17 protein-coding genes are annotated in these 19,200 nt (G+C 40.6%); 3 read left to right on the plus strand and 14 right to left on the minus strand.

Features of this window, described 5'->3' with window-relative positions:
- Position 1 precedes the first annotated feature (1 nt).
- Genes AC5FX4_RS14395 through AC5FX4_RS14420 form a run of 6 tightly spaced genes read right to left on the minus strand, consistent with a single transcriptional unit; the run spans position 2 to position 6,137 of the window.
- A complete protein-coding gene (locus AC5FX4_RS14395; protein ID WP_493607048.1) occupies positions 2–742 on the minus strand; it encodes a cytidylyltransferase domain-containing protein in 741 nt (246 codons plus the stop codon).
- Positions 739–1,824 carry a pseudaminic acid synthase gene (gene pseI / locus AC5FX4_RS14400; RefSeq protein ID WP_493607049.1) on the minus strand — a complete coding sequence of 362 codons (1,086 nt, stop codon included), beginning with the start codon at positions 1,822–1,824 and terminating at the stop codon, positions 739–741. Before pseI ends, AC5FX4_RS14395 begins: the two co-directional genes overlap by 4 nt.
- A gap of 42 nt (positions 1,825–1,866) precedes the next feature.
- A complete protein-coding gene (locus tag AC5FX4_RS14405; RefSeq protein WP_493607050.1) occupies positions 1,867–2,928 on the minus strand; it encodes a hypothetical protein in 1,062 nt (353 codons plus the stop codon).
- Between the two features lie 5 nt (positions 2,929–2,933).
- Positions 2,934–3,926 (minus strand): GHMP family kinase ATP-binding protein, encoded by a 993-nt coding sequence (locus AC5FX4_RS14410; RefSeq protein WP_493607051.1) that lies wholly within the window; start codon positions 3,924–3,926, stop codon positions 2,934–2,936.
- Positions 3,923–4,630: a sugar phosphate nucleotidyltransferase gene (locus tag AC5FX4_RS14415; protein ID WP_493607052.1), complete on the minus strand. Its 708-nt coding sequence runs from the start codon at positions 4,628–4,630 to the stop codon at positions 3,923–3,925. Before AC5FX4_RS14415 ends, AC5FX4_RS14410 begins: the two co-directional genes overlap by 4 nt.
- Before the next feature lies 1 nt (position 4,631).
- Positions 4,632–6,137: a B12-binding domain-containing radical SAM protein gene (locus AC5FX4_RS14420; RefSeq protein WP_493607053.1), complete on the minus strand. Its 1,506-nt coding sequence runs from the start codon at positions 6,135–6,137 to the stop codon at positions 4,632–4,634.
- Positions 6,138–6,323: 186 nt separating this feature from the next.
- Here AC5FX4_RS14420 and AC5FX4_RS14425 point away from each other — a divergent pair, with 186 nt between their 5' ends.
- Genes AC5FX4_RS14425 through AC5FX4_RS14435 form a run of 3 tightly spaced genes read left to right on the plus strand, consistent with a single transcriptional unit; the run spans position 6,324 to position 9,713 of the window.
- The gene (locus AC5FX4_RS14425) at positions 6,324–7,535 is read left to right on the plus strand and encodes a hypothetical protein (RefSeq protein ID WP_493607054.1); all 1,212 of its coding nucleotides are present in this window, start codon (positions 6,324–6,326) and stop codon (positions 7,533–7,535) included.
- Positions 7,536–7,539: 4 nt separating this feature from the next.
- Complete coding sequence (locus tag AC5FX4_RS14430) at positions 7,540–8,511, plus strand: phytanoyl-CoA dioxygenase family protein (protein WP_493607055.1); 972 nt, start codon at positions 7,540–7,542, stop codon at positions 8,509–8,511.
- Positions 8,508–9,713, plus strand: coding sequence for a class I SAM-dependent methyltransferase (locus AC5FX4_RS14435; protein WP_493607056.1), 1,206 nt, complete (start codon positions 8,508–8,510; stop codon positions 9,711–9,713). The genes AC5FX4_RS14430 and AC5FX4_RS14435 overlap by 4 nt, the downstream gene beginning before the upstream one ends.
- Before the next feature lie 53 nt (positions 9,714–9,766).
- Here AC5FX4_RS14435 and AC5FX4_RS14440 read toward each other — a convergent pair whose 3' ends face one another.
- From AC5FX4_RS14440 to AC5FX4_RS14475, 8 genes are read right to left on the minus strand one after another with little or no spacing between them, the layout of a single operon-like run.
- Positions 9,767–10,687, minus strand: a complete 921-nt coding sequence (locus AC5FX4_RS14440) for a hypothetical protein (protein ID WP_493607057.1) — start codon at positions 10,685–10,687, stop codon at positions 9,767–9,769.
- A 12-nt stretch (positions 10,688–10,699) separates the two neighbouring features.
- Complete coding sequence (locus AC5FX4_RS14445; RefSeq protein ID WP_493607058.1) at positions 10,700–12,013, minus strand: hypothetical protein; 1,314 nt, start codon at positions 12,011–12,013, stop codon at positions 10,700–10,702.
- Positions 12,007–12,945: a GDP-L-fucose synthase family protein gene (locus AC5FX4_RS14450; protein ID WP_493607059.1), complete on the minus strand. Its 939-nt coding sequence runs from the start codon at positions 12,943–12,945 to the stop codon at positions 12,007–12,009. The genes AC5FX4_RS14445 and AC5FX4_RS14450 overlap by 7 nt, the downstream gene beginning before the upstream one ends.
- A complete protein-coding gene (locus AC5FX4_RS14455; protein ID WP_493607060.1) occupies positions 12,938–13,876 on the minus strand; it encodes an NAD-dependent epimerase/dehydratase family protein in 939 nt (312 codons plus the stop codon). The genes AC5FX4_RS14450 and AC5FX4_RS14455 overlap by 8 nt, the downstream gene beginning before the upstream one ends.
- Positions 13,877–15,055: a DegT/DnrJ/EryC1/StrS family aminotransferase gene (locus AC5FX4_RS14460; RefSeq protein ID WP_493607061.1), complete on the minus strand. Its 1,179-nt coding sequence runs from the start codon at positions 15,053–15,055 to the stop codon at positions 13,877–13,879.
- The gene (locus AC5FX4_RS14465; protein WP_493607062.1) at positions 15,055–16,119 is read right to left on the minus strand and encodes an alpha-ketoacid dehydrogenase subunit beta; all 1,065 of its coding nucleotides are present in this window, start codon (positions 16,117–16,119) and stop codon (positions 15,055–15,057) included. The genes AC5FX4_RS14460 and AC5FX4_RS14465 overlap by 1 nt, the downstream gene beginning before the upstream one ends.
- On the minus strand, positions 16,103–17,056 hold the full coding sequence (locus AC5FX4_RS14470) for a thiamine pyrophosphate-dependent dehydrogenase E1 component subunit alpha (protein WP_493607063.1): 954 nt from the start codon (positions 17,054–17,056) through the stop codon (positions 16,103–16,105). The genes AC5FX4_RS14465 and AC5FX4_RS14470 overlap by 17 nt, the downstream gene beginning before the upstream one ends.
- 58 nt (positions 17,057–17,114) lie before the next feature.
- Positions 17,115–19,199 carry a motility associated factor glycosyltransferase family protein gene (locus AC5FX4_RS14475; protein WP_493607064.1) on the minus strand — a complete coding sequence of 695 codons (2,085 nt, stop codon included), beginning with the start codon at positions 19,197–19,199 and terminating at the stop codon, positions 17,115–17,117.
- Between the last annotated feature and the right edge of the window lies 1 nt (position 19,200).

The following is a 19,200-nucleotide window of genomic DNA, read 5'->3' on the forward strand; positions in this document are numbered from 1 at the left end:
ATTACTCTTCCAATTTTTTTTGCCTGATCTGGCTATTTATATTAGCAACATAAGGGTTTTCAGATAAAAATTGCACAACTTCTTGTGCAGACACATTTTCAATTTCATCCTCAAAGTGTTCGATGACCTGACGAACGAGTTCAAAGTCTTCAAGCTCGTCGACGCACAAGCGAAATTCTGGTGATAATGTGGGTGAGAATGACATACTTGTGCATTTAAATTGTTCTTTATGCTGATAAAAATAAGGGGTCACATGTTCTTTTTGATACATTTCCGTAGCGCGTTGATAAACACTCATCAGTCCTGCCACGGTGAATATTTCTGCATCAAACCCTCGAGGGATAGTTGTAATATCTATACTTGAATAGTCGGAGCTTGTTTTAGTATGTAACGTGATAAGTTCATCAATTAGCTGAGCGTCAACCAACGGACAATCGGCGGTTAGTCGAACAATACAGTCACTATCCGCAAGCTCTAATTCTTTCGCTGCACTTACAAACCTTTCCAATACATTCAACTTACTGCCGCGACAAACTGTAACATCCTTATGCTTTAGACTTTGTACTATCACATCATCATTTTGCTCAGTGCTAGTGACAATGACGTGTCGATGAGCACTTTTGACTTTTGCTACGCGCATAATATGCAGATCCAACAAGGTATGCCCTGCAATAGATTTTAATACTTTGTTAGGCAGCCTTGTTGAATCAATTCTCGCTTGTGAAAATATAAATACTTTCAAGATTGAACATGCTCCCATGATAATGCCGTACCAAAAGCGACGTCTTGTGCCGCTACTTTACCTATTACTTCTGTTAGGTGTCTTGGATGTAAACCCTTGCCAGGACGCACAGAGCGTACGTGTTCAACCGTGAATACTTCACCTTGTTTTATATCTTTCGCTACATAAAGTGAGCGCCTAAATGCGATATTATCAAGTTCGCTCTTAGCCAACCGATAGCTGGCTTTTCCTAAGCTTGAATGCGCGTCTTTTACTCTTGTCACTAATTGTTTGAATTGCTCTGTATCAAGAGAAAATGCCGCATCAACGCTGGTTTCATCGCCACAGAGTTTAAAATGTTTCTCTATGACACAAGCCCCAAGTGCAGTAGCTGTTATCGCAGCGGTGTCTGCTAGGCTATGATCGCTTAAGCCTACGGGAACCCCAAGTTGAGCTTGTAAATCGACTAGCGTGTTTAAATTACAATCGGCAATTGGTGTAGGATACCCACTCACACAATGTAACACGATCAGTTCTTTACCCCCGGCGTCGCGCACAGCAGCAACCGCTTCTTGAATTTCATCCAATGTCGCCATACCGGTGGACATGATAATAGGCTTTTTAGTACTCGTCGCATACTTAATTAACCCTATATCTGTTATTTCAAACGATGCTATTTTATATGCTGGGCAGTTAAGATCTTCGAGTAAATCAACCGCCGTGTTATCAAAAGGAGAAGAGAACAATGTTACGCCATTCGCCCTTGCGCGTTTGAATAACTGTTCATGCCATTGCCAGGGCGTGTGAGCTTGCTCATACAAGTCGTAAAGCGTTCTCCCTTGCCATAACTTTTCTTTTACAACAAACTCTGGACCATTATGATCTAACGTTATGGTATCGGGTTTGTAAGTTTGAATTTTTAATGCTTGCACACCTGTTCTAGCAGCCGCATCAATCATTGCCAATGCTTGTTCAAGATCACCATCATGATTACCAGAGAGCTCAGCAATGATATAAGGTGCCTTGTTTGCACCGACCTCAATACCATCTATATTGAAAACTTGCTTAAAATTGTTACTGTGTTTAATGAAAGACTGAGCCATAAAAACCTTTGCCTATATTCAAATAAAGTGGATACTGCCACGTTAGTTATGTAAGTCGCCTACATGACATTTTGGTGCTTTAACCACCAATTCGTGCATCGTATCTGCAATATGCTTTGCTCCCATCCCCGACACTCTTTGCTTTGCGAACTCTGACATTTTCTCTCGTAAAGTCGTATTGCCAATTAATTCGTTGATGTACGCTGTGGTGTTGTCTATCGCCAATGATATATTTGATGTGGCATCTACACTAAAATAAGCTTTTTTATTAAGCTGCGAAAATGCTACTTGCATTTGGTTATCAGCGACAACGATAGCAATTGCTGGGATCCCCAAACATAACAACTCATATAAGGTACCGCCCGCACCACATATTGCTATGTCACTTTGATTCATAAGTTGTGCTAAATTACGAGGAGATTGGTGATAATCGATTTTCACTCGTTTTTGCGTCATCACCAACTCCTGTAACGCAGTACTTGGCGCTAATGCTGAAATAATGAGTATGTTTGTCACCGCCTGAATCTCACAAGCTTTTGCGACTAATTGTGTTTGTAGACCTAATACATCTGTTGCACCAAGCATGATGCATAATGTGATGTCTTGCTTAAATGGTGTCACTGGTTGCTGACATCGCGCCGCAACAATGTCACGACGAATTAATCGATAATCAACACCGTGCAAAATATGTTTTCCATTCAATGTCACTGCGTTAACTTCACTAGGTGCAATGATCAAGTCAAATAAATAGTCCAACCGTTCAACCCCATCGTCCATACTTGCGATGTAGAAATCGAATTTTTGGCTTGTACATAAATCAAGCTCGCGTAACTGATAATCGTCTAATACGAGCACTGAGCACGGTGATGGCACTGACAATAAATCTTGCACAGTTACCTGTCTAAGTTGGAAGCCCTGACCAGCTAATTGGCTCTGTAACTCAAGGGGCATGTTACGGTATAGAAACGTCACCATCACCCCACGCATGTTTAGTTCTTCTGCCAATGCTTGCTGCCTAATGACATGGCCAAACCCCGCATCTTTACTTGCATTCGCATATATAAATACTTCAGCTAATTGCGGTACATTAGATGGCAAGTTCACTACTTCTACTCATAATGCTCGTAGCTAACAACCTTGCTGCCTTCACTGCCAATATTACAATTAACATGGATCAGATCTGACAGTGCAGCTTTGATTTTTTGATGTGCATGTGGTGGTGCAAAAAACATCATAAACCCACCTCCACCTGCACCCAACAGCTTTCCACCTAGTGCGCCCGCACTTTTACCTTTTTGATAGATTTCATCAATGGCTAAGTTAGACACCCCGTCAGCTAACTCTCTTTTTAGCTGCCAGGCATCGTCAAGCATATTACCCACGTTAGTAAACTCGGGAGTTTTCGATTGTAGAATACTGCGCGCTTCAACTGCCATTTGGTGCAATGTTTTCAGCTGAGAAGCTTTTTTCTTGACGTTTTCTATTTTTTTAACCGCAATGGTTTCGGCTATGCGAGTAAAACCAGTAAAGAACAATAAAATATGATCATTCAATAGTGCATGATTGCCTGGTCGCATGATGAGTCGAGACACGTCTATTCTGCCGTTCTCGTTAAATTCGATGAAATTTGTTCCACCATGTGCAGCCCACACTTGATCTTGTGATCCGACCTTTTCACCAATCACCTCTTGCTCAATTCTAATAGCTTCGAGGCCGAGATGTGTTGAAGAAGAAATTTTGCCATCCAAAGCTCGCAGCGCATTTATCAGACCGACCGTAAATGCGGAGCTAGAACCAAGCCCTGAGCGCGCGGGCAAATCACTGAAGTGGTGCACCTCAACGCCGTGTTCTAGCGGATATTCCTGAAGAATCGCTTTGACCGCAGGGTGCTGAATTTCACTCGGCTCACTGACATTTTCAATCTTGGAATACACAATTCTGTGTTTATGTTCGAAAAAAGGAGGCAACTTTCTGACGCTTAGATAGCAATACTTATCAATAGTTGTACCAACGACCGCGCCTCCATTTTCTTGGTACCAAGCTGGGTAGTCAGTACCTCCACCAAATAGAGAAACACGAAATGGGGTGCGAGTGATGATCATAATAGCTCCTGAAATAATGCTTGAGCACGTAAGTAGCTCTCAGGTGTGCCAAAATCCAAAAAATTTTGGCCTATGTTAATACATTTTATCGGCGGTCTTTGTGGATCCATTAGGTATTCCGTTTCAAAAGAAACAATCGTCCTTTTTTGAAGCGCGTCCATATGCGCTTTTCCTAAGTAATACCAGCCTGCATTAATTTCACCCGATTTTTGTATTTGCTGTTTTTCTGCAAAGTGAGATAACAAGCCGTTTGTATGCTCTACCATGCCAAAGCGAGCAGCATCTTCCACTTGTGTCGTTAACATGCCTCCCCCAACTTCTTTGGACAGACCAACAAATTTGGTTAAGTCAAAATCAACAAACGTATCACCATTACAAACGAGAAGCTCAGTTGTTCCATCTCGTTTGAGGTGCTCAATCGCATCACTGATTGCCCCACCTGTGCCTCTTGCACAGCTTTCAATGTGCCAAGAGATATTGAGCTCACTTTGTTGGGCTTCGAGCCAGTTAACCACTTGCTCTGCTTTAACACCCAAACAAAAATGGATGCGTTTGAGTCCCTGCGTGCTGGCCCATTTCAGCAAGTGCTCAATAAAAGGTTTATTTGCGATCTTTGCAAGGATTTTAGGTCTGTCATTAACGACACTTTGCAACCGAGTACCTTTTCCCCCTGCCAAAACCACCAAAATTGGTAAATCATTCATATTAAAGGTTCTGTACTCCAATTTGGTTTTCTACCCTTTCAACAATTTTGCGGCGCAACCTAGTTTTAGACATATCTAAAATGTGCTGCTTTGTGTCTTCACCAAACTTTGATGCTACGAACTCAAGGTATTGTTTATTGTCAAAATATGCATGAAATGCAGAGTCTCTAAATGCTAACACTTCTGCCGCAGATATATGATTGGTAGGCAGAGGTTGGCAATCATAACTATGTTGCGAATAACCCGACCATGTTTTGGGTAACTCCCACCCTAAGCGATTTGCATCTACATATAGCTTTGAACCTGGATAGGCCATAGCTGAATAGAAGTTGATAAACTCACACTGCAATTCAATGGCCAAGTCGAGCGTTTGCTGCATCGCTTCTAAGTCATCATCTGGCAAACCAAAAATAAAATTGCCCATCACATTGATATCGGCATGTTGAATCTGTTTGACGATGGAACGAATATCATCTTGAGAAAAAGATTTTTTAGCGCCATCTCTGACGACTTCACTACCTGATTCAATACCCAGAGCAAGCCAACGTATCCCAGCTTTTCTCAATAAGGGCAACGTGTTTTCCCTCACCGTATCAACTCTTGCGTATGCCCATATGTTCAGTTCGTGGGCAAATGGGAGTTCTGCAAGCATTTCGCAAATTGGAATATAATGATTTTTCTTCAAAACAAACATTTCATCAATGATTTTAAAGGTCTTAACACCATATTCGTAATAAAGATGCTTGATTTCATCGACCACAGCTTGTGGGCTTCGTGTTCGGTATTTATTGGTATCAAATGGCGCATTTATACAACAGAAAACGCATTTGTAAGGACAGCCAAGAGTTGTATAAATCGACGCATATGGCTGTCTCGTATCTAGCTCTCCGAAACACTGCCAATTGTGCGCGCGATACTTTTCCATTGGTAACATGTGCCACACGTTACCGTGCAAATCGGTATCTAAATCATCCGAAATTTCGGCCTTAGGACCAAAACAAACGGCTCCATTGTCATCACGATAAACAAGACCTTTCACTTCACTCAATGCATTGTTATTACTTAATGCCTGCCAAAGTTCGTATGAGGTTATCGTTCCTTCACCTTGGCATACAAAATCTGATTGAGTTTTTTCTAAAGTATCCTGAGGCAGTGCAGAGACATGGCCACCAACCAACAGTGTTTTGATATGTGGATTGAGTAGTTTTAGCTCGTCAATAAGCGCTGATGCACCAACCATGACTTGTGTCGACGCAGAAGGTTGATGTCCAAATGCAACAACAACGACCAACAATGGGTCCATATTTTGAATTTTATCCGCTGCATTTTTAACACCTAAGCTAAGCGCTTCAGTATCAAGAATATCTACTGGCACATTTTTATCAACTAAAAAGCCTGTGATCAGTCTTGCCCACAAAGGGGGTTCGATTGCGGTCAGCTCGTTACCTAGCGATTGGTAGATTGCTTCTCTACCACCTGGATTAACTACTACAACTTTATGATTCATAAATTAATAACTCTCAGCTTAGTTAACGCCGATCACTTATACAAAATACGTACAGCGCCGCGAGGTTTCTTCCTATTATGTATTCGGCAATGTAATTGATAACTTGAGGGAGGGTACTAAAAAAGCTAGACTGACACTAGCATTAATATGAAAACTTATCGGTTTTCCAAATAGTTAAAGTGAAAAATGGCTAATATAACAACGAAAGATATCACTTGGATAAATTCACCGGTAACCGATCCAAGTTCTCGAGTGTTTCAATTTAACGGTAAGTTCTTCAGAGCCTATCACGATTCTTCAAAGGCACAAATTAGTGCCTTACTTCAGAGCAAAGTGCTCGATAAACTACAGCAAGCGGCTTTAATACCTCGAACTGAAATTGCCAACCTCAACCTAGCAGGTTATTACAAGGTGCTAGAGGTTGAAAAAATGCAGTTTAGCGTTAGGTGTAGTCACTTTTCACTCTATGATCTAAAGCGTTCCGCTATGTGCTGGCTCGATGTTTTTTCTGAATTATACGAGTTTGGTTATCATCTTTCTGACGCCCATTTCGGTAATTTTATGTTACACGTAGATAAGCAAATTAAAATGGTGGATTTAGGTTCTATACAATTACTCCCCAAAGAGCAGGACTTACAGCCCTTTTGCAATTGGCCATCTTTTTGGAACAACATGCTGGCACCACTTTTGCTTATGATTAAGCATCCTGAATTAGACCGAGTGGCAAGGCTTTTGATCGAAGAACATCCATACTACGGCCCCTGTTATCCCAAGGGACAACCTCCCATGACACTTGCCAGTATTGGACTGGATAACATGCTTGAACATGAACAACAAGCCCTGACAGCAAAGTTACAAGGCCATCCCATTAAAATGGCCTTAAAAATTGCCAGAGACTATATCGAGCAATTATTACCAAAAGTGGCTACTGGTGCTTTCTCAAAAACAGTTCAACACGAACTAGACGCTAGTTCTGCGACCAATCCCATGTTGGTATTTGGCGTAGAATCATTCGCGGCGCTTAAAACCAATAATCAAGCGTGTATTGTGATTGAAAAAGATGATGTAAAAATACATCAATTTGAAGCAATGCCTCACAATGCCCATTCCGCTATTGCTAAGCTCCACCCGCTCAATCGCTTGTACATTGAACGCCCCTACCGTAGTGAGGTCGTATTCATAACGAATGTACTCAAAGAGTTACACCATTATTCACAGTGTAAAGAGCAAAACATCTGTGACTTGCTATTATCAAGCTGTTCAAAATCTTTGATTTTAATGGAAGAAACTGAGTTACCTCACGAATTTTTGGCACTTCTGACGATGCATTTTTCGTTGATGTCTATCAATGAGTCTAATGAATTTCTCATGTATAAATTTATAAAAAATGAGGAATAAGCCAATGCAAAATATAGATAAAAAGATTATTACTAACTTTTTGGGTCAACTGATGAATGATATGGACCCAAAACACAGAGCCGATATTGCGGAGTCATTTGCTATATCTGTGAGAAGACAACTCGGTATACCAAGACCCTCCGAGAAAAAAACGTCTGCGCTGGACGAGCAAGGCTACTTAAATTTAGGAAAAGTTCTGAGTCAGGAGCAGTGCGAACAAATCAGAGCCTATTTTTTAAGTCGCGACTGCTATCCTGCGCACGTTAACAACCAAGATTTACCTCCATGCAGCATAGAACAAGCCAGAGAGTTAGGACATTTTGCATCCTACAACCTCAGTGATGTCATTGAAGCACCTTATTTATATGATATTTTTACTAGTGACAAGGTCATTGAAACCATTCAAAACTATTTGGGTTGTCCACCATCACTTTACTCATTAAATGCATGGTGGTCATTGTCTGGGCATGAAGCCAAAGCCCAAGTAACTCAAAACTTTCATCGCGATCCTGATGACCTCAAGTTTTGTGCATTGTTTATTTATTTAACCGATGTAGACGACCAGAGTGCACCTCAACTTTATGTAAGACAAAGCCATAACTACAAGCTATTCGAACAGATTTTCTACAAAAAATTTGCCAATAGCTCACCTGATGAAGACGTCAAAGCGCTATTTGCATCAACATTTATTGGTGATGGCAATAACGAAGATCTTGAGCAGCTGATTGTCTCTTCATTTTCAGAGTACATTGAAAAAGTTGAGGGACCCGCAGGTACCGCATTTATCACTGACTCATATGGTCTGCATAGAGGTTCCAACCCAAAGAGTAAAGATAGATTAGTCGTTTGGGCCCGTTACGGCCTAGGTTTAAATCATAGTTTATATTTAGATAATACTGAGCCAGTAAAGGTTGATTGCAGCCATATTACTGATGAGCATAAATACCTTACAAGGTTAATAATTGGAAACGAATGATGAGCATAAATAGAAACAAGCTGTACGAATTAGGCCCCTCTTCTAACGTATTTGCAACCGTGTTGAGCGATCAAACAATTTATCCTGATGTGGTCGGTTTAGAAGATGGTCGCCCCAAAGAATTTATCGGTTTGTTTTCACAAATAAAAACAAAAGACTGGAATGAGTGCACTATTTTAGATATCGGTTGTGGTGAAGGTAGCAGTACCATTGAACTTGGCCGAACTGGTGCTCGAGTTATCGGTATTGAAGGCAGAGAAGAAGTCGTATTGCGAGCAAGACAAATTGCCGCCATTGAAGGACTCGATAACGTTGAGTTCAGAGTTGGTAATGTTCTTGACGAAGCTATGTGGGAACAATGTGATGCAGTATATGCATCCGGTATCATCCATCACCTTAACAACCCAACCGATCTTATCGCTTTAGTTACTAAGTTTTGCAATGGTGCAGTATATTTTTGTACTCATAACTGTCCGGCAACGATTGAAAAAGCAAAAGCCTCTTATTTTAGTAATAGCCTGTATGATTTTGATGAAGATTCAAATCAACTGACAGGGTGTAAATTTGGAGAAGGTGGTCTGCGTAAAGAAGTGGAAGGCTCAGAACGCAGACACCCTAGAGCAGCTATTGGCAGTCACTACTCCTATTGGCAAAGCCTCGCTAGTTTTCAGCAGTGTTTTATTGATAATGGTTTTAAACATGCCAAAGTTATTTCATCTAATGAAATTAGATTAAGAAATAGAGTGCTTTTTTCAAAGGATGCATCATTAGATCACCTACAGGTAGACATCGTTAACCCTGAAAACTTGTATATTCATGAGCGCATTGAAAACACGTTGATGGCTGACTTAGAGTATTTAGGAAGCTCTCAATCTCGTGTGCACTTTCTTAGCGTGTCTCAATACCAAAGCAACCCTGTTGCGAAGTTCATTCTTGAAAATACCAATATTAACTTAGACGGTTTTAGCTTTATTCAAAACAAAAAAGCCGTTAAAGCTAAACTATTCGAACTAGCTGAAAAAGGGATTAAGCATGTCATCATCGATGCCGATACTCATAAAGACTTACTCTATATGCATAGAGAAGGTGTGACAGTGATTGGTATAGACTATATATACAGCTCAGTATCTTTGTTAAAGCTTGATAATGGCCGTTTAAGCTCTCTAGAGCATCCAGTATTGGGTGGTTCTTTGGTAGAATAAAATTTCAAACAAAGGGTTAAAGTTCAGCTTTAGCCCTTTGTTTCGCCTAGAGTCTACACATTAAGATGTGACAATATCATCGCTTGCGCCTTGACCTTCACTCCATCATCTTCAATAAATGCATTTCTTTTTTGTTCAAATTTAGACAAGTAATCTTTACTGTTAAGTATTTTCAACGCAGCTTCAACAGCCCCGCCGGCCTGGTAATGGAAAATGTAATCGTCTAGTTCACATCGCACTGCCGTTTCCTTAGATAAAATCGGCGAGTTATGTAGTAGATGGTAGTATATTCTTGAGTTGGAAGGATATATCCACTCTTCATTTTGAGGAATATTGAGTGCTAATTTGGCTCTACTAACCACATCTTCTCTATGAAAATCGGCAGTTAGCATCGGCAATGTCACAACATTCAAGCCAGCTTCAGCCAAGGAACTAAGAATTTTCTGCCGATAGTCGGTCATTGTACCGGTAAACAGAATATCTATATCCCTATCGATTGGATCCCGCATTTCAAATCGGATCAAAGACTCAAAATAAACATGGGGTAAATATACAACGGGAGTATTTATTAAAACTTTTTGGTATACAGGTACTTGTACATCAGATAAATGCATAACAAGTTTAGAAATTGATGCCACTTGCTTAAAGTTATGATAGCGCTTTAACCAATAGTCTTTTTTATCATAATGCCCAGTACCCTCTTTACCATTAAAGTTATTGAATGTTGACTCAGTCAAAAACTCAGTTGCAATGACAATAAACTCAGCACCCTGCTTTTTGCATTCCAATACTTTATTCGTGAACTCATCGTCAAAATTTTCAATTAGAACATTGACTACGTTTGAGTCTATTTGCTTTGCAATTTCTACTTCAAAGCCAATAGACTGGAACATTTTTTGAGCCAACTTAACTGTGTCAGCAATATGGATACCGAAGTTCCAATGGTTTTCGTATGCAATTCTTATTTTATTCATGACCATTCTCAGTTATAACTGCTCGAGTACCCTACGTGTCCAATTAGTACATAACTTATCTGCATGCACCGCCTTTTGAACATTCACTCCCTGCGCTAACAAACTATCAATACGACTTATTAACGACGCTTCTGAATCAAAATAATTAATTTTGATATCTGGATAAAGCTGCTCAAAACTTCTCGTTTCTAGGTTATCTTGTTCTAAAAGCACACCACCAGCCTGTAGTGTTTCTCTTACCTTGCCTTTACATTGAGATCTAAAGCCATAAGTTTGAGTGTTTATCACGATATGTGTTTGCCTTAACATTTTTGCATATTCTGCAATCGGTATAGGATTTCTTTGCTCACCAGATACGCCACCGAAGTGATGAAAATCTGAGCCATAACGAGCGCTTAATAGATCTACCCAATATTGTCTGTCACCAACAATGCTGCCAAATAGCGCAATTTTAATCGGCTTTTTTTGACATTGCTCATCATAAAATAGCGTTGGATCAAACCATGTGGGATGAAAGATCACTTTATGCACATTACTATGCCTATGGTAAGGCTGTTGATTTTTGTGCATCTTGATCAAACGTGTTGCATTAGAATTTTCAATAACTAAGTCAGCATAGCTAAGCACTTCACGCTCATAATCTAAATACCCAGCTGCTTCATTTTCTTCGTCGTAGTCCCACCATATAGTGAGAATTTTCAAACTGGGTAATTTGCTTTTGAGCCTGATAAAGACCGCTTTTGGTATATTCTCTTTTACGTGTGTAGGCGTATGTACGAGCAAGTCTGGTTTAAAATCAATCACCTGCTGTTCTAGCTTTTGACACCACAGCTCTAACGATGCAGCCATAAATTCGGCACCATACAGCTTATGCAAAGTTAAGTTAGGGTATTTACTACTCAGTTCACTGTAAATATTCTCTTCGTATGCTCGGCTAGAAATCAATACATGAGCGCTATAAGAAGCTATTTCTGCTGGAGAAATAACTGTTACACCATTTACTTGTGATCCCCACAATTGGCTATTTTTGTCAGCTAAAGCAACAATATTCAGCTTGCTCAACTGAGGCCAATACTGAGTCGTATGCGCGCCAGCACCGTAAACCACGACTGGCAGCATTGCGACTATTTCAGCACATTTGTTTACCGAACCTTCTACTAAATCGATGCTATCTTGTTCTTGCCAACCAAAATGATAAGTTTGATGCTCTCCTAGCAAGCCGGATTGAACCATAGGCTCTCTTACTTCTAGTTTTCCAGCGGAATCCTCGTAAGATTTAGATTCAAAGAGATGTATTGCAAAAAATGTTTTGGGTTTTTCTAACATTGCGTAAGGTAATCCTGATAAGTCAATTTGAGCCCCTCATCAAAACTAGTTGTTGGTCGCCAACTATGCTCAAAGCACCTTGTCTGATCCAATGCTTTATGTGGCATCCCATCAGGTTTAGCAGTGTCCCAGCAGAGATCTCCCTCGAAGCCCACCACGTTTGCTATTTTATGGCCTAACTCTTTAATCGAGATAGCAGTGCCACCACATAAGTTGATTGCCTCTGGCGCATTATAGTGCTCAACAAAGTGAAGCATACCGTGAGCCGCATCATCAATATATAAAAACTCTCGAGTGGGGGAACCACTTCCCCACAAAGTCACAGACTTCAAATTTTGCAGTTTGGCGTGATGGAAACGATTAATTAAGGCAGGGATCACGTGCCCGCGTTCATCATTAAAATGATCACCTGGTCCATATAAACTAGTCGGTACCAATGTAAAGTAATTTAATTGATGTTGCTGGGCATAATATTGCGTCAACTTCATAGCAGCTAACTTTGCAATGGCATACGCTTCATTGGTAGGCTCAAATGGCCCTGTAAGTAAGCAGTCTTCTTTGAGTGGCTGAGCGGCAAGCCTAGGATAATAGCAATTTGATGCTAAATTCATCAACCTCGTTACACCGAGTTGGGCACTCGCATGTATTAAATTAGTCGATATCATTAAGTTGTCGTATAAAAAATCGACAGGCTGTGTTCTGTTCGCTTCTATACCCCCTACTTTTGCAGCGCAGTTAAGTACCAAATCAGGTTTAGTTTGCGCAATAAAGTCTGCCACATCTGCTTGGTTTCGCAGATCTAGTTGATTTTTACTAGCCGAAATTACTTCTACTTGAAAATCAGAAAGCACTCTTGCGAGTGCTCTCCCTACTAGTCCTGTGTGACCAGCAATGAATACTTTTTTATTTTCTAAATCAAATACTTTAGACATTGCTATATCTGGTATTAGAAATCATTTCATATCCCTTGATGAGTTCGCTAATGCCCACCTCTAACGAGTACTGAGGTAAAAAGCCTGTCGCTTCTATTTTTGCATTTGAAACAATGTAGTCTCGTTTATCAGGATCCTCACCGATCGGCGCTTCAAGGAAAGTAAAACTAGGTACTTGTTTTTGTATCTCTTGGCAAAGTTCTAATTTAGATAGATTGGCATCAGAAAGACCTACATTGTATGCCTCACCTTTCATTGTCTCAAAGTTTTCTAGGCCATGAATAAAAGCACGCGCAACATCCCTAATATGAATGTAGTTACGTTTAAAATGAGATTCGAATAACACCAACGCTCTGTCTTTTACTGCTCGGTATACAAAGTCGTTAACGAGCAGATCTAACCGCATTCTAGGCGCAAAGCCAAATACAGTTGCTAAACGAAAGCTAATAGACGCATCTCGGCTAAGCACCGCTTCTTCTGCTTCAACTTTAGTTCTGCCGTACAAGCTAATTGGTTTTAGTGGGCTTTCCTCAGTACACATTTTCCCACTTTCGCCAATGCCATAACCACTGTTTGTAATAGGCATCAGTACTCTTTGATCTTTACTCAACAATTGAGTAAGTAAGACAACAGAGTCTTTGTTTGTGGTGATTGTTCCAACCTCATCTCGAGCACAAAGAGGAGCCCCTACCAACGCAGCTAACGGGATAACTACATCGTGCTTTTTGACCAACGCAGACATCAATTGTTTATCTCTGCAATCACCGCGAACAACCGAAAACTGAGGGTTAGCACACACCGCATTGAGTGAATCTTGCGCAAACATAAAGTTGTCTAACACGGTAACTTTATGTCCTTTTAACAATAGCTCCGGCACTAAGATTGAGCCCAAATAACCGGCGCCACCCGTGACCAATATATTTAACGACATTTAACCGTTCTCCTTCGCAGCTTCATCTAATACTTTACGCAATGTGTATAGCTCTTCACTTAAATCAAATGGATGATTCCCAACAAAGAACCCAAAATCATGCGCTATATTGGCATTAATGATTGGACCCGCTTCACTGTAGTCATAGTATTTAATAACATCATGACGCAGAAAGTTACCACCAGTAATTATTCTAAAGCCAATACCCGCTTCAGTGAGAGCTGAAAAAATAGCTTTACGATTCAGGTTCATTTGAGGGTTTAAAATAATTGTGAAACAAAAACATGAGCTTTTGCCGTTTTCTTTTTGAATTATAAATCGCTCATCATTAGCGAACAGAGAAGTAAACAATGCCAGGTTCTTTCTTCTTTCTTTCGTGAACTCAGGTAGCTTCTTCAACTGTTCAATACCTGCTGCAGCATTTAGCTCAGTCGGGCGCACGTTATAACCGGGTAAAATAAATCGATAAGCTTCAAAGAGGTCTTCTGAAGATTTTTCAAACAACTGGGAACCTTGAGGCAAATCTCGCGTCCAGCCATGTGCTCTTAAGCACTTACAGATTTCGTGTAGCTCATCATCATCCGTTAGGATCATGCCACCTTCCATCGTTGATATGTGATGAGAAAAGAAAAAACTGAAAGTGTTTAAATCACCAAAGGTACCCGCTTTTTTCCCAGCAATCTCAGCATCCATGGATTCACAGTTATCTTCCATGAAGTAAAGACCGTGCTCATCCGCAATTTTTCGCATTTCATCCAAGGCTGCTGGATTACCTAAAATGCTCACTCCCAAAATCATTTTGGTCTTTTCAGTAATCGCGTCGCGGAGTTTGTTTATATCGACATTTAATGAATTAAGATCGATATCAACAAAGCGTACTTTTAGGCCATATTGCTGCAGAGGGTGATAGGTTGTTGCCCAGCTTAATGCTGGCACCAAAACTTCATCACCTCTTTGCAAAGGCGCATCTTGTTTAAAAAATAAAGACGCAACAGAAACTAAGTTGGCAGATGAACCGGAGTTAACCATGATCGCATGCTTCTTACCATGATAGGCGGCAAATTGTTTTTCAAACTCTGCCACTTTTGGTCCCATCGTAAAAAAGCCTGAATCTATCACGGTTTGTAGAGCGGCTAACTCTTCATCACCCCATGTTGGGGCGGCTAAATTGTAAGACATTAAAAAGGTCCCTTAAATTGTTGCTGATACGCAAGCTCACACTCTGCATCATTTGGCTCCCAGCTACTTTGCGGGTCAACCAAATTCATTGCGCTAATCGCAATACTTTTTGGTGAAGGGTAAAATGCATTTTCTAGTGTTGGTGTTGTTGGACATGTCGTCGGTGCAAAACCTAAGCGCTTAACTTTTACTTTTTTCGTTATTAAATCACTTTCAGCAACCCGAGCGGAAATTTCAGCAGAGACACCACAGTTTAACCAACCATTGTCTACGATAAGTAACTTACCTGTTTTTTCAACCGATCTCTCTATTGTTTCTGAGTCTAGTGGCGAAATAGTAACAGGGTCAATGATTTCGACACTCAAGCCTTGTGCACTTAAAAGCTCTGCCGCCCTAACTGATTCAGCTACCATGTTCGAGATTGCAACAATGGTGATATCCGTACCTTCACTTAATACACGTGCTTTTCCGAATTCAACGCTATAAGGCTCTTTGGGTACATATGATTCAGTTCCATAAAGCAGCCTATGCTCCATAATAATCACTGGATTATTATCTCGCACCGCCTGAATCGTTAAGCCCTTGGCATCATGCGCATTTGAAGGCGCAACAACTTTCAAGCCGGGCACATGTGCAAACATTGAATGTAAACCTTGTGAGTGCTGAGCACCTTGGCCCCAAGATTTACCAATCATGGTCCTAACAACAAGGGGAACTTGTACTGTACCACCATACATATAGTGGCTCTTGGCGGCTATATTAATAAGCTGGTTCATACAAAGCATCATAAAGTCCATACGAATATGAACATGGATAGGACGCCTTCCAGCCATCGCCGCTCCAATTGCCACCCCAGTCATCGCGTCTTCAGATAACGGTGTTGTAAAAACTCTCTCTGGACCAAACTGATCTACCAGCCCTAAGGTAGAACCTTGGATCCCTTTATGGTCATCAACGTCTAACCCCATGATGAATACGCGCTCGTCTTCAAGCATCGCTTGCTCTGCGCCTTCACGTAGCGCTTCATAATATTTTAATAATCGAGAACTACTTTGCGTAGACATAATCGAATAGCTCCTTAGCATCAGGGAACGGGCTTTGCTCTGCAAAGTGAACGGCATCTTTTACTTGTTCTTCTATTTGCTGGTCTATGTTGGCTTTAACCACAGGATCTAAGGTGTTCCCAAGCGTGTAATACACATCGTCTTTTCGCCACTTTTCACCTTCTTTAGAACAACGATACCCTTGATCATAATCTTCATTCGGCCCCACATGTTCACTCCACCTATGGGTATAACACTCGATAAAAGATGGGCCTTGGCCTTTTCGGATATTCTCGATTTGCTGCCCTGCATATTCGTGGATGGCAAAAATGTCTGGAGTCGTAAATTGCTTTGCTGGTATACCGTAACAAGATACTCTCTGCGTTAATTCAAGAGATGCCCAGCGCTTTTCAATGGGTTCATGGATTGCTAACTGATTATTTTCACAGACAAATAAGATAGGCAACTTATGAAGAGCTGCAAAATTTAGGCTTTCACTAAAACACCCTTCTTCCGTTGCGCCATCTCCCATAAATACAACAACCACACCGTCAGTTTTTTGTTGTTTGATAGCCAATGCGTATCCAACTGCGACCGGAATGCCTGTACCAACGACCGCCGACATCCCAATCACCCCATGCTCAGCTTCAACCAGGTGCATTGAGCCTGCACGGCCTTTGGCACAACCGGTTGCTTTACCATATAGCTCTGCCATCATGGTATTTAAGTCAGCGCCTTTCGCAAGGTAAACGCCATGACCGCGATAAGTACCACACGCGTAATCTGATTGACGCAAATGGTCTATAACTGCGGTACATATATATTCCTGCCCAATAGCTAAGTGAACAGGACTTTTAATCTTATCACTGGGATAAATTTCCGCGATAACTTCTTCAGCTCTTCTTATTAATGCAACTTGTCTGTAGAGCCTTTCACTTAATGATAAACATGAACTCATGCTTGCGTTATCCTACTTTTATTGAATTTAATCATCGAAGTTCGCTGGTAATAATAACCTAGTACAGCTCCCAATCACATTTATCTAAGCCTTTTTCGACAAAATGTGCTTTCATTTCAGCCAAATACTCCAACCAGCGCTGATTCAAACCTAAATAAATGCGTAGCGATTCATCTTCACTCTTATACTTAAACAAGTTGGTAACCATCGGGCAATGGTAATACAAAAGAGAGCCTTTAATGATATGGAATATATGACTAAATCTGGTTCCTCTAAAAGCGTAAAGATAACGCTCTTGTCGTTTCAAGTTTTCAGACGCTTCGTGAACCGTGCTGACTTCTTCTTTTGCAATAGTAGATAAGTGATCAAAAGCTTCGATAATTAGTTCTTTGCCTAACCTGCTAAAGTCCAAATCCTCAAGTTGCAGATCAACAAATTCACTTTTTATCGTTTCAATTAATTCTGCTTTGTTTAAGTTGTCTTCTAGATCAAATAAATTATCAGTATCAGTTGGAATAGCACCTTTTATGTAGGCACCATCACCGATATTCATTACTACGGCAGGTTTTAAAGCAATTAACTCTTCAAGCTGACGGTTAGACATTCGATAAGTGTCATTGGTCTCTACAGTTCCGCCTAAGTTGCCAGGCAAAAAGCTGCCGTCACTGCCCATAGCTTGGTATTTGAACTTCCTGTCCCCTTGATCTTGATTATAAATACTAAGTTTGGAGTGGCTTGCTCCTGATGCAGAGCGCCCATTATCTATGCCGAAAAGATAGATGTTTTTGAAGCCCAAGTGCAGCGCATACGATAACCCTGTATTCGCAACCAAAGGATTTGAGTAAGCTGTCGTAGACAACCCTTTTTCACCTCTCATGGCAAGCTGAACATTAACAAAATCTGTTCCGGCTTCATTACCTTTCAATGACAATCCGACCCAGTTATACAAATCCATTGTGTCTGGATAAATCGTGTTCACACCAAGTAGATTAAGCTTCGAATATTCTTCCTTCGACGCCATATCAAGAACCGCTTGATAGTTTCTATATGGCCGCTCTACTAAGATATGAAAATCTGGTTGTATGCCCATATTAATGAGCGTCGTTAGGGCTGTACCACACGCAAAGATTATCCCTTTACCTTTATTTTTTAATAAAAACTCTTGAGATTGATCTAAAGAAGGACCATTTCCAACGATAAATACGGGCACATCTTTAAGACTATCTACAGGCTTGCGCTTGGCATCGTAAAAATGCACACCTTTCTTAACGTTCATATAAGAGTGCGCCAATCCAGTCACCGCATCATTGTAAAAGCCATGGCCGAACTGGAACTGAAAATAGTCTCTGAAAAAGTTAGCTATGCTTTCGTTAATGGAGGCTAGCGGGTAATGTTGGTAGCAAAAGCTTCGCACGATAGAAAATGCCCCTATATTTTCCGTCGTTCTTTTCAACTCTGTAATTAATTCGTCAGGTTTGCATCCAATAAATAGGAAGATACAATTTCCGTTACGATCAGCTTCTTCCACGATTGCAGCCCAATCAATGCAAAACACGCTGGCAAAAAAGAGCTTGAAATCTGGTTCGATTATAAATGTATAATCAAATTGGGTATGCTCCAGTAACATAGGAATATGATATCCAAGTCCAACACCGAAAATCATCGCCGTTGGAAAATAAGCGGGTAATTGTTCTATTCTATCAGGTTCACCCGACTCTTTAGCACTTCTTAAAAATGCGCCTAACTCGCGCATATATCGAATGTGAACTCTTGTATCTTTGTAATCTGCACTAACGGTTGTATATTCTGTTAATGTTAATTTTGGTGCTTTAATAGACCGTGCTACTTGTTCTGATATTTGCTTAGACGGCTCCGCAGAATAAAATCTGACGTCTTTGCCTACAACATCTATATTGGCAAAACCATCTTTCTCTACATGAATGCAGAAGTCGTCTTCAACTTTATATTCTTGTATTGCTTTGGCTATATCTGGATAGTATTTTGAAAAACACGCGAGATTTTTAGTGAACCTTTCATTTGCTTGTGTGGCAAACTCAGCTTCTCGTTTAGCGGCATCTAGAGACGCCTCAGCGCTTTTCGAGAGCGATTTAATTTGGCTCTCTAATGATTTAGGTTCTGTCATA

It is taken from the genome of Pseudoalteromonas sp. ATL1, from assembly GCF_058933015.1.

What these genes read in the sequence shown, in the direction of transcription:
- pseI (WP_493607049.1), bottom strand. Translation starts at nt 1,824, where the DNA reads ATGGCTCAGTCTTTCATTAAACACAGTAACAATTTTAAGCAAGTTTTC.
- AC5FX4_RS14410 (WP_493607051.1), bottom strand. Translation starts at nt 3,926, where the DNA reads ATGATCATCACTCGCACCCCATTTCGTGTTTCTCTATTTGGTGGAGGT.
- AC5FX4_RS14415 (WP_493607052.1), bottom strand. Translation starts at nt 4,630, where the DNA reads ATGAATGATTTACCAATTTTGGTGGTTTTGGCAGGGGGAAAAGGTACT.
- AC5FX4_RS14420 (WP_493607053.1), bottom strand. Translation starts at nt 6,137, where the DNA reads ATGAATCATAAAGTTGTAGTAGTTAATCCAGGTGGTAGAGAAGCAATC.
- AC5FX4_RS14425 (WP_493607054.1), top strand. Translation starts at nt 6,324, where the DNA reads ATGGCTAATATAACAACGAAAGATATCACTTGGATAAATTCACCGGTA.
- AC5FX4_RS14430 (WP_493607055.1), top strand. Translation starts at nt 7,540, where the DNA reads ATGCAAAATATAGATAAAAAGATTATTACTAACTTTTTGGGTCAACTG.
- AC5FX4_RS14435 (WP_493607056.1), top strand. Translation starts at nt 8,508, where the DNA reads ATGATGAGCATAAATAGAAACAAGCTGTACGAATTAGGCCCCTCTTCT.
- AC5FX4_RS14440 (WP_493607057.1), bottom strand. Translation starts at nt 10,687, where the DNA reads ATGAATAAAATAAGAATTGCATACGAAAACCATTGGAACTTCGGTATC.
- AC5FX4_RS14445 (WP_493607058.1), bottom strand. Translation starts at nt 12,013, where the DNA reads ATGTTAGAAAAACCCAAAACATTTTTTGCAATACATCTCTTTGAATCT.
- AC5FX4_RS14450 (WP_493607059.1), bottom strand. Translation starts at nt 12,945, where the DNA reads ATGTCTAAAGTATTTGATTTAGAAAATAAAAAAGTATTCATTGCTGGT.
- AC5FX4_RS14455 (WP_493607060.1), bottom strand. Translation starts at nt 13,876, where the DNA reads ATGTCGTTAAATATATTGGTCACGGGTGGCGCCGGTTATTTGGGCTCA.
- AC5FX4_RS14460 (WP_493607061.1), bottom strand. Translation starts at nt 15,055, where the DNA reads ATGTCTTACAATTTAGCCGCCCCAACATGGGGTGATGAAGAGTTAGCC.
- AC5FX4_RS14465 (WP_493607062.1), bottom strand. Translation starts at nt 16,119, where the DNA reads ATGTCTACGCAAAGTAGTTCTCGATTATTAAAATATTATGAAGCGCTA.
- AC5FX4_RS14470 (WP_493607063.1), bottom strand. Translation starts at nt 17,056, where the DNA reads ATGAGTTCATGTTTATCATTAAGTGAAAGGCTCTACAGACAAGTTGCA.
- AC5FX4_RS14475 (WP_493607064.1), bottom strand. Translation starts at nt 19,199, where the DNA reads ATGACAGAACCTAAATCATTAGAGAGCCAAATTAAATCGCTCTCGAAA.